General features: G+C 66.0%; 5 protein-coding genes. 3 read left to right on the top strand and 2 right to left on the bottom strand.

Annotated elements, in window-relative coordinates; translation table 11 throughout:
• Position 1: 1 nt before the first annotated feature.
• Positions 2-799 carry a carbon-nitrogen hydrolase family protein gene (locus ACK4S9_RS10095; protein WP_409724969.1) on the bottom strand — a complete coding sequence of 266 codons (798 nt, stop codon included), beginning with the start codon at positions 797-799 and terminating at the stop codon, positions 2-4.
• A 6-nt stretch (positions 800-805) separates the two neighbouring features.
• The gene (locus tag ACK4S9_RS10100; RefSeq protein WP_409724972.1) at positions 806-5,020 is read right to left on the bottom strand and encodes a YhdP family protein; all 4,215 of its coding nucleotides are present in this window, start codon (positions 5,018-5,020) and stop codon (positions 806-808) included.
• A gap of 170 nt (positions 5,021-5,190) precedes the next feature.
• On the opposite strand from ACK4S9_RS10100, the gene glnE reads away from it, so the two are divergent.
• The 3 genes from glnE (at position 5,191) to ACK4S9_RS10115 (ending at position 14,337) form a co-directional block, all read left to right on the top strand.
• A complete protein-coding gene (gene glnE / locus ACK4S9_RS10105) occupies positions 5,191-7,905 on the top strand; it encodes a bifunctional [glutamate--ammonia ligase]-adenylyl-L-tyrosine phosphorylase/[glutamate--ammonia-ligase] adenylyltransferase (RefSeq protein WP_409724975.1) in 2,715 nt (904 codons plus the stop codon).
• A gap of 309 nt (positions 7,906-8,214) precedes the next feature.
• Positions 8,215-11,112 carry a TonB-dependent receptor domain-containing protein gene (locus ACK4S9_RS10110; RefSeq protein ID WP_409724978.1) on the top strand — a complete coding sequence of 966 codons (2,898 nt, stop codon included), beginning with the start codon at positions 8,215-8,217 and terminating at the stop codon, positions 11,110-11,112.
• 327 nt (positions 11,113-11,439) lie between these two features.
• On the top strand, positions 11,440-14,337 hold the full coding sequence (locus ACK4S9_RS10115; protein WP_409724981.1) for a TonB-dependent receptor domain-containing protein: 2,898 nt from the start codon (positions 11,440-11,442) through the stop codon (positions 14,335-14,337).
• Positions 14,338-14,472: the final 135 nt, after the last annotated feature.

Raw genomic sequence — 14,472 nt, forward strand, 5'->3', positions numbered from 1 at the left:
CTTACAGCTTGCGGTGCTTCAGCGCCGGCAGGCTCTCGCGCACGCTGGTCAAGAAATCCTCGTCGAGCGTGCCGCCGATGACGCCCTCGCCTTCGCGCAGCACCGCCTTTACTTCGCCCCAGGGATCGACCAGCATGCTGTGTCCGAAGGTGCGGCGGCCGTTGGCGTGCAGTCCTCCTTGCGCCGAGGCCAGCACGTAGCACTGGTTCTCGATCGCACGCGCGCGCAGCAGGATTTCCCAGTGCGCGAGACCCGTGGTGTGGGTGAAGGCGGCCGGCACGATGATCAGGGCGCACTCGCCCATCGCCCGGAACAGCTCCGGGAAGCGCAGGTCATAGCACACCGACAGGCCGACCCGGCCGAAGGGCGCGTCGAACACGCCCACGCTCTCGCCTGGCACGATGGTGCGTGCCTCGTCATAGGACTCGCTGCCCTTGTTGAAGCCGAACAGGTGGATCTTGTCGTAGCGGCTGGCCGGCTTGCCCTGCGGGTCGTAGACCAGGGTAGTATTGAGCACCTTGCCGTCGACCTGCGACACCAGCGGCAGCGTACCGCCCACCAGCCAGATGCCGTGCTCGCGCGCGAGCATCGCCATGCAATCCTGGATCGGGCCACTACCTTCCGTTTCCGCGTGCGCCACCTTGTCGCCGTCGCTCATGCCCATGATCGGCCAATATTCCGGCAGCGCCACCAGCTGCGCGCCCTCGCTCGCCGCTTGCGCCACCAGCCGGCGGGCGGTCGCCAGGTTGTCTTCCACCCGCGGGGTGGACACCATCTGCACTGCGGCTACCTTGGTCATGTCCTGTCACTCCTTCTTGGCATTGGGGCGCGCGCCAGGCTGGGCCTGTGCCCTGGCCTGGGGCGCCGGCGTGGGATTGTCGATCTTGGTGATGGTCGGGGAGCGCCACGGTCCCGAAATCTGCATCTGGTAAGTGAGTGCCTTCATCACCGGCGCGCGCAGGAACAGTTGCGCCAGGTAGCTGCCGATGCCCACGATCGGATTCACCGCCAGGCCATACACCAGCGGTCCAGTGCCGAGGTTGAATTCGGGGATCACCACCACCCGCAGGTTGGTGGTCTCGTGGGCGATGTCGGCGGTGCCGTCCATCAGGATGGTCGCCGCCACCCCGTGCATCTTGAGGTTGTCGGTGCGCAGCACGCCGCGCTGGATCAGGGCGTTGGCGCTGATGCCGTCGAAAGCCAGGCCTTCCGAGAACACGTCGTGGAAATCGAGCTTGAGCAGGCGCGGCAGGGCCTGCAGGCTGAGCACCCCGAGCAGCTTGGCGGCGCCCGGATCCTGTTTCAGGAACTGGCCTGATTCCACGTTCATCTCGATCTGGCCCGACAGGCTCGGGATGTCCAGGTCGTAGGGCAGCCCGCTCCAGGAGATATCGCCCGACATCTTGCCCTTGCCGCGGCGCAGGGTTTCAGGGAAGCCGAGGCGGTCGAGCAGCTTGCCGGCGTCATCGATGTCGAGGATGAAGTTCAGGCTGGTATTGCTGCGCCCGTCCTTGTGCAGCCAGCGTCCGTTGGCCTTGAGCTGCCCGTCCGGGTTGTCGAGGCTGAGCCGGTTGATGCGCCACTCGCGTCCGGCCAGCGCCTGCACGTTGTTGGCCTGCAGTTCGAGGCGGCCGAGGCGCTTGTCGGCCAACTGGAATTGCTCGGCCACGATGTCGAGCGAGGGGATGGTGGCGCTGGCGCCGCGGTTCGATTCCAGCAGATGCTTGACCTCGGCTTCGCTCGATTCCGGGATCACCAGCGAGGCCAGCCGTGCCGTCACCTTGCCGACAGCCTGGCCGGCGCCGGACTCAAGCCAGGTCACGTAGCCGCTCGCATGGCGCGAATGCAGGTTGGCCTGCCAGGTGTTGGCCAGGTGGGTGGCGCCCAGCACCACGTCGGCCATGCGCCGCTCGCCGATGGTCAGCTCGCCGACCCGGCCGCCGATCAGGCTCGGCATCACGTACTGGGCAAACCCGGCGGCGCCGCCATCGCCGGCGCCGCCGCCATCCTCGCCCGCGATCGCCTTGCCGGCCGCGATCCAGCCGTCCGCGTTGAGCGCGCGCATGTTCACCTGGATCATCATGCCGCTGTCCGGCGCCGGCGCCGGCACGTTGACGCCGATGCCGCCGCGCAGCACGGTCCAGGGCGCGTGCCCGGTCTTCTCGCGCTGGTAGCGCGCCGCCACGCCTTCGCCCAGCATGACGCGGATCTCGTCGCGCGCCACGCCGCCCACCAATGGCTCGCCCGCCAGGACGAAGCGCAGCGGCAGGCTGTCGGCCTCCGGCTTGTTGAGCGGCGCAGGCAGTTCCAGGCCCAGGCCGGCCAGGTTCGATTCGAGGGTGATCAGGCGCCGCCCTTCGCGCACCACCACGCTGCCGGTGTAGGGCGTGCTGCCCGACAGGCGCTGCGCCAGCCGTCCCAGCGCCGGCGCCGGTGCGGTGCGGCGCATGCCCTCGGCCGAGAGGTTGCCGTGCAGGCGGATCGCGACGCTGCCGTCCTTCTGGGTGCCGCCGGACAGGCCCAGCGGCCCACCCAGGAAGCTGGCGCCCACGCCGTTCAGGGCCACGCCGCGCTCCCAGAATTCGATTCGGCCTTCCGCCGCCTGCAAGGCCGGCAGTTCCGGGAACAGGCTGATGTCGTTGCCCAGCAGTTGCAGGCTGCCCTGTACCTTGGTCTCGGGCAGGTGCGCCAGCGGCATGCGCAGCCGCAGGCCCAGGCGCGCATTGCCGCCGGCGCGGGTTTCATCGGTAAAGTGGCCGATCCACTCCGGCACCGGGCTGGCCGCCACGTAGCGCAGGAACTCCTGCATCGGCGCGGCAGCAACGCCGTCGATCTCGAGCATCATCTTCTCGTGGGCGCCCAGGTCCGGGATCACCGCTTTCACCTTGGACAGTCCCACTCCCATGGTGCGCAGGGTGTCGCCGCGGATTTCCATGCGCGCGCGGTCGAATTCGATGCGGCCGTTGATGTTCTCGGCCAGCGGCCACAGCGGGGTGCCGTCCGGGTGACGATGGCCCGGCGCATACTCGAGGCGCGCATTCTCGAGGCGGCCGGCGGCATGGAATTCGCCCCGGGCGCGCTCCAGTACGTTGGTGGCGCGGAACGGGAAACCGGTCAGGTCGCCGCGCAGGCGCAGGCGCGCATCGCGCAGGGTGCCGCCCTGCAGCGCGTCGGTCAGCCAGTGGGCCAGGTGTTCGGGGGTGGCCAGCGGCAGGTAGCGCCCGACCGAGCCGATCGCGAAGCCGTCGAGCGTGGCGCTGATGTCGGCCGTGCCCGGCCCTGCCGGGCCGCCATCCGGCAGCAGCGGCAGGCTGTGGCGTCCGGACAGCGAGCCGCTCAAGCCGCCTTGCGCAAAAGCCAGGCGCTCGACCTCGACCAGCAGCTGCTTGCCCGGGTCGACATTCCAGCGCGCCTTCAGGTCGAGGCGGTCGAGCGGCATCGCGCTTTGGGCAAACCAGGCCGGCATGTGCAGTACCAGCGCGCTCGAGTCGAGCGTGACGCTGCCGCCGGTCTGGCTGGCGTCGATGCTGCCGCTCAGGTTCTGGAAACCGGGCGTGGCGGGACGGGGCGGCATGGCCGGCTGGCCGCCGCGGGCCGGTTGGGCCGGACGCGCCGGCTGGGCATTGATGGCCAGGCCGGCGACCTCGCCGCGCAGGCGATAGCTGCGCAGCGCCGGGTAGCGCCCTTCCCATTCGGCCGCCACGTCGAGCAGGCGCCCGCGCGGGGCATAGTCGAGCAGCATCTGGCGCTGCTGGGGCGGCAGCGGCAGGTAGCCGGCCAGGGCCGCCAGGGCGCCGATGTCGAGCTGGCGCGCGCTCAGCTCGCCGTATTCCGGCTTGCCCTCGCGCGCCGGACGCCAGGTCTGCTCGAGCGTCGCGGGCGGCAGCGCGTGGCCGTCGCGGGTGGTGACGGAAAAATCGCTCAGGCTGATGGTGTGGCCGTGGGCGCCGAAGGTGGGCTTGCCTTCGTCCTTCCCCTGCAGCATTTCCTCGCGCGCGGCGAGGCGTCCGGAGATGCGCGCCAGCTCGAGCGGCGCCAGGGTCTCGCCCAGGCGCGCGTTGACGTCGGCCAGGGCCAGGTCGGCGGTGAAGCCGGCGACCCTGGCCTGGTCGACATTCAGCCACGCGCGCACCGAACCGCGTCCGCTGCTCACCTGGAACGGCAGGCCGGGCAAATCGAGGTGCTGCTTCCAGGCCACCAGGTCGGCATCGCGCAGGTCGGCATACAGCTCGCCCTTCCAGCGCGCGATATCCGAGGGACGGGCGCCGAAACGGTGGCGGAAGCGCGCGCGCACGTCGAGCGGCTGGCCGAGCGCGCGCGGCGGCGTGGCGCGCAGCGCGAAGCGGTGGCCGCCGCCGAAACGGTTCAGCAGCGCCAGGGTCACGTCGGACAGGGCCAGGGTCGGCCTGCCGCGCAGCTCGTCGGTCCAGTCGACCCGGCCGCCGCGGATCGCGATCTCGCGCTGGCGCAGCAGCCAGTCGGCGCCGCGCCCGTCATCCTTGTTATTGGGATCGAGCCGCACCCCGGCCACGCTGATGATGCCGTCGCGGCCGCGCCGTACGTCGAGCTGCGGGCCGCGCACTTCGAGCGCGTGCAGGCGCGGCTCCAGGGCGGCCAGGCTCCACCAGGACAGGGCCGCCGTCACCTGTGGCAGGGCCAGCAGCTGGCGTCCGCCGCGGTCGATCAGGCGCACGTCGCCCAGCGTCAATACGGGGTGGATGCCCTGCCAGCCCGCTTCCAGCCGCGCTATGGTCACGCGGTTGCCGAGTGCGCGGCCGGCGGCCGCTTCGATGTCGCTTTTATACAGGTCGATGTTGGGCAGGATGGCGTAGCGCAGCGCCAGGAACAGCAGCGCCAGGCCGAAATACAGCAGCAGCACCAGCTTGATGGCAAAGCCCAGGAAATGGTGCGAGGCCAGGTTCGCATAGCGATAGCACGCGCGTAGCCGATGCCAGCGCGCGCGTGCTTCCTCGATCGCTGGCCGGTGCACGGCCGTCGCCTGCAGGTCCTGGTTGTCCATCAAGCTGCTCAAAAAGGCTCGCCGTAAATTTGATTCTCTAATAACAGATAGTTGCAACAGTCGCGGCGTCTACCTTACCATCGTACTGACCTCTCGTCTCCCAGCAGCACGGCGGGCAATTCTACCGCACGACGCCTGCCTGACGGCAAAAACCACACCGGATCGACACCATGCACCCAGCTTCGCCGTCTGTACGTTCCCGCTTCCTCCAGCGCTGGCTCGGCGCCGACCCCGCCCGCCCCGCCCTGCTCGACGAGGCCCGCCGATTATCCCTGTCCAGCGCCGACTTCGGCGCCTTGTTGGCACGCGAACTGGACGCTGGCCTGCCGCTGCCGCGCGCCATGCGGCGCCTGCGCAACCTGCTGGTATGCGGCCTCATCCGGCGCGACCTGGAAGGCCTGGCCGACCTGGACGAGGTGGTCGGCGCCATGACCCGCTTCGCCGACTTCGCCATCCGGACCCACACCGAGGCCCTGAGCGCGGAACTGGTGGCGGCCCACGGCATGCCGACGGGCGAGGAATCGGGCCGGCCCCAGCAGCTCATGGTACTGTCCATGGGCAAGGGCGGCGGCGGCGAGCTGAACGTTTCGTCCGACATCGACCTGATTTTCGTCTACCCCGAGGACGGCGAGACCGCCGCCGGCCCCGGCCAGCGCCAATTGTCCAACCACGAATTCTTCGTGCGCCTCGGCCGCCGCCTGATTGCCGCCCTGTCGGAAATCATCGAGGACGGCTTCACCTTCCGCGTCGACATGGCGCTGCGTCCGAACGGCAATTCCGGCCCGCTGGCCGCCAGCCTGGCGATGGTCGAGGAATACCTCATTGTGCAGGGCCGGGAATGGGAGCGTTATGCCTGGGTCAAGGCGCGCGCGGTCACGGGCGATCCGGAGGATATCGCCGCGTTGGATGCGATCGTGCGTCCCTTCGTGTTCCGGCGCTACCTCGACTTCGGCGTGATCGATGCGATCCGCAACATGCATGCCCAGATCCGCGCCGAGGTCAAGCGCCAGGAGCGCCTGCACCCCGAGCGCAGCCACAACGTCAAGCTGGGGCGCGGCGGCATCCGCGAGATCGAATTCCTGGCCCAGGTCTTCCAGCTGATCCGCGGCGGGCGCGACCCGGCGCTGCGCGAGCGCTCCACCCGCGCCACCCTGCGCCTGCTGGCCGAGCGCGAGCTGCTGCCCCAGGATACGGTGGCGCGCCTGCTCGAAGCCTATACTTTCCTGCGCAACCTGGAACACCGCCTGCAATACCTGGACGACGCCCAGACCCACACCCTGCCGGCCAGCGACGAAGACCGCCTGCTGGTGGCGCAGATGATGGGCCTGCCCGACGTGGCCACTCTCCTTGCCCGGATGGAGGAACAGCGCAGCTTCGTGGCCGCCCAGTTCGACGCGATCTTCGCTGACAAGGCCGAGCCCGCCGATTCCGAGGCGACCCTGCTGGCGGACGATCCGGAAAACCGCGAAGCGATCGCCGCCCGCCTGCGCGAACTCGGCTACGACGACCCGGCCGGGGCGGCGGCGCGCCTGGTCGCCACCCTCCAGGGTCCGCGCCTGACCAGCCTGCCCGAAGCGAGCCGCGCCAGGCTGCTGGCGCTGGGCGACGCGGCCCTCGGCCAGATCGCCACCGTGGTGCTTGAGGCCGGGGTCGGCAGCCACGCCGCCACGCTCGGACGCCTGCTCGACTTTTTCGAGGCGATCGCACGCCGTTCGGCCTACTTGTCGCTGCTGACCGAATACCCGCACACGCTCGAACGCGTGATCCGGATGATGAACGCCAGCGGCTGGGCCGCCACCTTCCTGACCCAGCACCCGATCCTGCTCGACGAACTGCTGGACGACCGTAACGAGGGCGCCGGCGACATGCGCCAGCTGGCCGCCAGCCTCGACGAGCAACTCAATGCCGCCGCCGGCGACACCGAGCGCCAGCTCGACATCCTGCGCGAAGCCCACCATGCCCAGCTGTTCCGGCTGCTGGCCCTGGACCTGGCCGGCGAACTCTCGGTCGAGCGCCTGGCCGACCACCTGTCCCTGCTGGCCGACACCATCGTCGGCGCCACCATCCGCCATGCCTGGCGCACGGTCGCCAGCCGCCACCGCGAGGAGCCGCGCTTCGCGGTCATCGCCTACGGCAAGCTGGGCGGCAAGGAGCTGGGCTACGTGTCGGACCTCGACGTCATCTTCCTGTTCGACGACGAGGACGAGATGGCGCCGTCCAACTACGCCAAGCTGGCGCAGCGCTTCATCACCTGGAACACGGCGCACACGGCGGCCGGCATCCTGTTCGACATCGACACCGCGCTGCGCCCGGACGGCGCCAGCGGCATGCTGGTGTCCACCGTGGCCGCTTTTGAACGCTACCAGCACGAATCGGCCTGGATCTGGGAACACCAGGCACTGACCCGGGCGCGCTTCTGCGCCGGCGACGCCGCCATCGGCGCGCGCTTCGAGCGCATCCGCGACGCCGTGTTGCGCAAGGACAGGAGCGGCCAGGAGCAGCAGCTGAAGGACGAGGTGCGCGCGATGCGCAAGCGCATGCGCGACGCCAACGTCAACCCGGGCACCCTGTTCGACCTCAAGCAGGACGAGGGCGGAATGATCGACATCGAATTCATCGTCCAGTACCTGGTGCTGCGCCATGCGTCCCGGTACCCGCAGCTGACGGCAAATGCCGGCAACATCGCGCTGCTGAAGGTGTCGGGCGAGCTCGGCCTGATCGACGCGGGCCTGGCGCAGGCGGTTGCCGATGCCTACCGCGCGATGCGCCGGCTGCAGCACCAGGTGCGCCTGCAGGGCCAGGAAAAGGCGCGCGTCGATCCGCAATTGCTGGGTAGTCATCCGGACGCCGTGCGGCGCCTGTGGCAGGCCTGTTTCGGCGACTGATACCCATGGCGCATGCCCGCACCGGGCTGGTGCGGGCGCACATCTAGCATGCAATTTCTTTTTGCGGCGCACAATTCATGTGCGCCGTTTTTCTATTGACTTTCAAGTCAGAAATTTACATTGAGTAACTGTTGTTTTTAGAACAGTTTTGACCCTCTCGTATATTGACTATAGTCAAGACAGAGTGATCTTATACAGATGTGTATGCAAGTGGGAATGCTGCTTACAAGCAGCATGCTCGGCCGCACAAGTTGCAACTTTTGAAAACATAAATCGCGTCTGATTGTTAGACGCAAAGATGGAGAACACATGCAACAACGAACCAAGATCGCGTTGGCAGTCGCCGTCGCCCTCCAGTCCATGGTTTCCGTAGCTCAGGCTCAAGAGGTCCTGCAGCGCGTGGAAGTCACCGGCTCGCGTATCCGCCAGGTTGACCTGGAAACCGCACAGCCGGTCCAGGTAATGACCCAGGAACAAATCCAGAAGACTGGCCTGGTCACTGTCGGCGAGATTATTGCCAACATGTCGTCGGCCGGCTCCCCAGCCTTCAGCAAGGGCGGCACCCTGACCTCGAACCGCGAGAACGGCGGCCAGTATGCCAACCTGCGCAACCTTGGTTCGCAGCGTCTTCTGGTGCTGGTCAACGGCAAGCGCTGGACCCAAACCGTGGCCGGCTTCACCGACATGTCGACGATCCCCTCGTCCATGATCGAACGCATGGAAATCCTGAAGGATGGCGCCTCGTCGATCTATGGTTCCGATGCGATTGCAGGTGTCGTCAACATCATTCTGAAGAAGTCGATGGAAGGCGGTCAGGTCAGCCTGTACACGGGCCGCAACGAATCCGTGGCCGACGGCCGCAACAAAGACTTTTCACTGAGCTATGGCGCCGGCAACGACAAGGCCTCGCTGATGTTCGGCCTGTCGCACACCGAGTCGGGCGCCGTCTGGTCGCGTGATCGCGAGTTCACAGCCTACTCGCGCACCAATGAATTCCCGCTGGAAGGCCTGGGCGGCGGCCCATGGGGCCGTATTCGCCAGGTCAGCGCCAGCGGCGGCGCCACCGGCTTCGACCGCATCCTGAACCATACCGGCGACCAGAACAACCCCGGCATCGGCCAGGATTCGCGCAATCCGGCCAACTACCACAATGTCGTTGGCGGCGCGCCGATTGCGGCCGACAACTTCAACACCACCAGCCAGATGATGTTCGCGATGCCGTCCAAGCTCGACACCATCTTCACCAAGGGCGAACTGCAGCTGCCTTACGACATGCGCTTCGTGACCACCGCGATGTACGCGCAGCGCAAGAGCCTGTCGACCGTGGCCGGCTACCCGCTGAGCTCAACCTCGCAGAGCAAGTACCCGGTCTACGTCGACAAGGACAGCTATTACAACCCCTACGGTAACCAGGTGGCCGGCGCCGGCCTTGGCCAGGACCTTTTCTTCTATCGTCGCACGATCGAGGTACCACGCGAAACACGCAATACCAACCGTACGCTGCACATCGACGCCACGCTCGAAGGCAGCTTCGAACTGCGCTCGCTGCCATGGAACTGGAGCGTCGGCTACAACCATAGCAAGGTCGATGGCGATACCCAGAATACCGGCAACCTCAACCTGCTGAATTTGAAGCGCGCCCTTGGTCCGTCCTTCCGCAACGCTGCGGGCACGATCCAGTGCGGCACCGCGGCAACTCCGATTCCGCTGGCGGATTGTGTGCCATGGGATATCCTCGGTGGCCCGACGGCGGCAACCCCGGCAGCGCTGAACTACGTTATGTCGGTTGGCGGCTATAACTACAGCAGCAAGGTAGACAGCGCCACTGCCGACATCAGTGGTGAATTGTTCCAGCTGCCGGCAGGCGCCCTGGGCATGGCGGCCGGTATCGAACACCGTACCGTGGAAGGCGAGGACCTGCCGGGCCAGTTCAACCGTTCCGGCTATTCGACCGACCTGGCGGGCAACCCGACCAGCGGCCGCTACACTGTACGTGAAGCATATGCCGAGCTGAACATTCCAGTACTGAAGAACAAGCCTTTCATCGAATCGCTGTCCTTCAACCTGGCCACCCGCTATTCGGACTACAGCAACTTCGGTTCGACCAACAACAGCAAGGTCAGCTTCACTTACCGCCCGACCAAGGACCTGATGTTCCGCGGGACCTGGGCCGAGGGCTTCCGCGCCCCGACCGTGGGCGACAGCTTCGGCGGCGGCCAGCAGAGCTTCGACAGCTACCTCGACCCATGCGATACCGTCTACGGCGACGCAGCGCGCAACCCTACTGTGCTGGGCCGTTGCAACAGCGGCTTCGGCGGCGTCACCGGCACGCCGGGGGGCTTCCGCCAGCGCACCCAGACCGGTGCCAACATCACCTCGAGCTCGAGCGTGCAGAGCTCGGTGCCGTTCAACGTCGGTGCAGGCAACGCTACCCTGCAGCCGGAAACCGCGGTTACGCGTACCCTTGGCACGGTGTTCAACCCGTCCTTCGTCCCGGGCTTCTCGGCGGCAATCGACTGGTATAGCATCCAGATCGACAACCGCATCGTGGGTGTGTCGTCGAACTACATCTTGGGCGAATGCTACAACCAGGGCCAGGCGAACTTCTGCTCGCTGATCACGCGTGACGCAACCGGCATGGTCGTGGACCTGCGCCGCGGCAATGCCAACCTCGGTCAGATCAAGACGGAAGGGGTGGACGTCGAAATGCGTTATCGCCTGCCGCGCTTCTCGTGGGGCCAGGTCAACCTGCGCAGCGAAACCACCTACCTGGACGAATACTCGACCAAGAGCGGCCCGACTGCCCAGTGGATCGATTACTCGGGTGATTACGACCTGCATCGCTGGAAGTCGAACTTCACCACCGACTGGGCACTGGGCAACTGGAGCGCAAGCTGGGGCATGCGCTACCTGAGCGACGTTACCGACAGCTGCCTGAGCATCCCGAACCGCTGGCAGTGCAACGAGCCGGACACCCGTCGTCCGGGCGCTACCTCGAACGGTGCGAATCGTTTGGGCTCGCTGACCTTCCATGACATCAGCGTCGGCTATAAGTTCGCCTGGAACGGTAACGTGCGCGTCGGCGTGAACAACGCCTTCGACAAGAAGCCGCGCTTCACCGTCCTTGGCGCAGCATCCTCTACCTACGTGGATGCCGACCTGCCGATCGACCGCTTCTTCTACGTGCGCTACAACCAGGCATTCTGATCACACACTACAATTAGCGGTTTCCACGCAATTTAATTGCGCAGCAAGCCCGTTCGGCGCAAGCCGGGCGGGCTTTTTCACATTTGAACAAGCGATATGCACGTGTCAATGGTGAATCCAATCGTGCGCGTAAGTACACAATTTAGCAACAGTTGAGTGATCAACAACCCGGATTCCGTTGACAGTCATGCATACCCAGTGCTTTGATTGCTGACTTGAAAGTAATTCCAGTTAAAACATTGACTACTTTCAGGTGGTCGATAGACCTTCCCGGTGGCTTTGCTGCAAAACGGCATGGCTGCGTTTTCACCCAAGGAGTTTGGCAACATGATGGAAAAAATCTTGTCCCAGTCGATCCGCGTGATCTGCCTGGGCGGCATGACCCTCGGCATGACCGCCGCAATCGCACAGGAAGCTTCGCAGCCGCTGCAGCGCGTTGAAGTGACTGGTTCCCGCATCCGCCAGGTTGACCTGGAAACGGCACAGCCGGTCCAGATCCTGAACCAGGAACAGATCCAGAAAACCGGCCTGGTCACCGTCGGCGACATCCTGAACAACCTGTCGTCGGCCGGCGCGCCTGACTTCAGCCGCAGCGGCTCGCTGACCTCGAACACCGAAGCCGGCGGCCAGTACGTCAGCCTGCGCAACCTGGGCTCGAACCGCCTGCTGGTGCTGGTGGACGGCAAGCGCTGGACCCAGACCGTTGCCGGCTTCACCGACCTGTCGACCATCCCGTCGGCCATGATCGAGCGCATGGAAATCCTGAAGGATGGCGCTTCGTCGATCTACGGCTCGGACGCAATCGCAGGCGTGGTCAACATCATCCTGAAGAAGAACATGGAAGGCGGCCAGGTGAACCTGTACACCGGCGCCTACGACGAAGGCGACGGCCGCAACAAGGACTTCTCGCTGACCTACGGCGCCGGCAACGACACCGCATCGCTGATGTTCGGCCTGGCGCACACCACCCAGGGCCGTGTCGACACCCAGACCCGCGAGATCACCGCGACCTCCTACGGCCCTGCCCACTTCGGCGACGGTTTCGGCGCAGCGCCATGGGGCCGCATCCGCCAGGTGTCCCCGAGCGGCGCCGCGACCGGCTTCAATCAAATCCTGAATCACACCGGTGACTGGACCGGCAACGGCGTCGGCGCCAATTCGCGCAACCCGAACAGCTACCACACCTATGCCGGTATCAACGAGGACAAGTACAACTCGTCGCAGGACATGGACCTGCTGTCGCCGAACAAGCTCGACACCCTGTTCGTCAAGGGCGAGATCGCGCTGCCGAAAGACATGCGCTTCAAGACCACCGCGATGTACTCGCAGCGCGAGTCGACCCGCACCATCGCCGGCTATCCGCTGCAGTCGACCAGCCAGGCCAAGTACCCGGTCTACATCGACAAGGACAGCTACTACAACCCGTACGGCAACCAGGTGGCCGGCGCCGGCCTTGGCCAGGACCTGTTCTTCTACCGCCGCACGACCGAGCTCAAGCGCGTCACCGAGAACGAGAACCGCACCCTGCACATCGATGCGACCCTGGAAGGTGAGTTCAACTTCCGCGACACCGCCTGGAACTGGGACATCGGCTACAACCACAACAAGGTGTCGGGCATTTCACGTGACAGCGGCAACATCAACCTGCTGACCCTGAAGCGCGCCCTCGGCCCGTCGTTCATGAACAGCTCAGGCGTGGTCCAGTGCGGCACCCCGACCTCGCCGGTCCCGCTGGCTGACTGCACCCCTTGGGACATCCTGGGCGGCCCGTCGGCTTCGACCCCGGCTGCGCTGGCTTACGTGAACACCTCGGGCGCCAAGACCTACGGCTCGACCATCAACAGCGCCACCGCCAACATCGGCGGCGAAGTGTGGCAGCTGCCGGCCGGCGCCCTGGGCGTGGCCGTCGGCGTCGAGCACCGCGAAGTCAAGGGCTCGGACGTGCCTGACCAATTCTCGCAGTCCGGCTACTCGACCAACCTGTCGGGCCTGCCGACCTACGGCCGCTACACCGTGCGCGAAGCCTATGCTGAAGTGAACATCCCGGTGTTCAAGGGCCAGCCTTTCGCTGAACTGCTGAGCTTAAACCTGGCCACCCGCCACTCGGACTACAGCAACTTCGGCGTGACCAACAACAGCAAGGCCAGCTTCATGTACAAGCCGGTCAAGGACGTGCTGGTCCGCGGTACCTGGGCGGAAGGCTTCCGCGCTCCGACCCTGGACGACCTGGCAGGCGGCGGTTCGCAATCCTTCGACACCTTCCTGGATCCGTGCGACACCGTGTTCGGCGAAGCAGCCCGCAACTCGGCCGTGGCGGCACGCTGCGCCAGCGGCTTCGCAGGCGTGCGCGGCACACCGGCGAACTTCCGCCAGCTGCGCCAGGCAGGCACCCCGATCACCAGCACCAACGGCGACCAGTCGCTGGTGGCCTTCAACTCGGGCGCCGGCAACTCCTTCCTGTCGCCGGAGACCGCGGTCACCAAGACCGCCGGCTTCGTCTACAGCCCGTCGTTCCTGAGCGGCTTCAGCGTCGGCCTGGACTGGTACAACATCAAGGTCACCAACCGCATCACCGCGATCAGCGCAAGCTACGTGGCGAACCAGTGCTTCCGCGAAGGCAATGCCAACTTCTGCAGCGTGATCCAGCGTGACCCGGTCACCGGCCAGATCAACCAGCTGTCGCGCGGCAACGCCAACCTGGGCGAAGTGGAAACCGAAGGCCTGGACCTGGCGATCAACTACCGCTTCCCGCGTAGCGCCTACGGTCAATTCAGCGTGCGCAGCGAAACCTCGTACACCGACAAGTACCGCACCCGCACCACCGCGGACCAGGAATGGAACGAGTACGCCGGCGACTACTTCTACAACCGCGTGAAGTCGAACAACTCGCTGGATTGGGCGATGGGCAACTGGAGCGCCAACTGGGGCTTCCGTTACTTCAGCCCGGTCAAGGACCAGTGCTGGAGCTCGACCGTCGAGTGCAACATGCCTGACGCCGAAACCGCTTCCTTCGGCACCGGCGCCAACAAGCTGGGCTCGGTCACCATCCATGACCTGAGCGTCGGCTACAAGACCGCGTGGAACGGCCGCATCCTGCTGGGCGTGAACAACGTCTTCGACAAGAAGCCGCGCATCGCCTACAGCACCCAGGCCAGCTCGTCGGCGGTTGACGTCGACCAGCTGCTGGACCGCTTCGTCTACGTCCGCTACACCCAGAACTTCTAATGGTGTAGCACGCGGGCCCCGCGAGGCTCCCCGTGACGACAATGCCCGCCAGGTTCGCCTGGCGGGCATTTTTTTCGTCCTCCGGCAGGTTCGCCTGGCGGACGTTTTTTCATCGGGTATCATGGCGGATTGCGC

It is taken from the genome of Massilia sp. (assembly GCF_046293535.1).
Lineage (GTDB): Bacteria > Pseudomonadota > Gammaproteobacteria > Burkholderiales > Burkholderiaceae_D > Telluria.

Coding starts and splice junctions, on each gene's coding strand:
- ACK4S9_RS10095 (WP_409724969.1), bottom strand. CDS start 799: ATGACCAAGGTAGCCGCAGTGCAGATGGTGTCCACCCCGCGGGTGGAA.
- ACK4S9_RS10100 (WP_409724972.1), bottom strand. CDS start 5,020: ATGGACAACCAGGACCTGCAGGCGACGGCCGTGCACCGGCCAGCGATC.
- glnE (WP_409724975.1), top strand. CDS start 5,191: ATGCACCCAGCTTCGCCGTCTGTACGTTCCCGCTTCCTCCAGCGCTGG.
- ACK4S9_RS10110 (WP_409724978.1), top strand. CDS start 8,215: ATGCAACAACGAACCAAGATCGCGTTGGCAGTCGCCGTCGCCCTCCAG.
- ACK4S9_RS10115 (WP_409724981.1), top strand. CDS start 11,440: ATGATGGAAAAAATCTTGTCCCAGTCGATCCGCGTGATCTGCCTGGGC.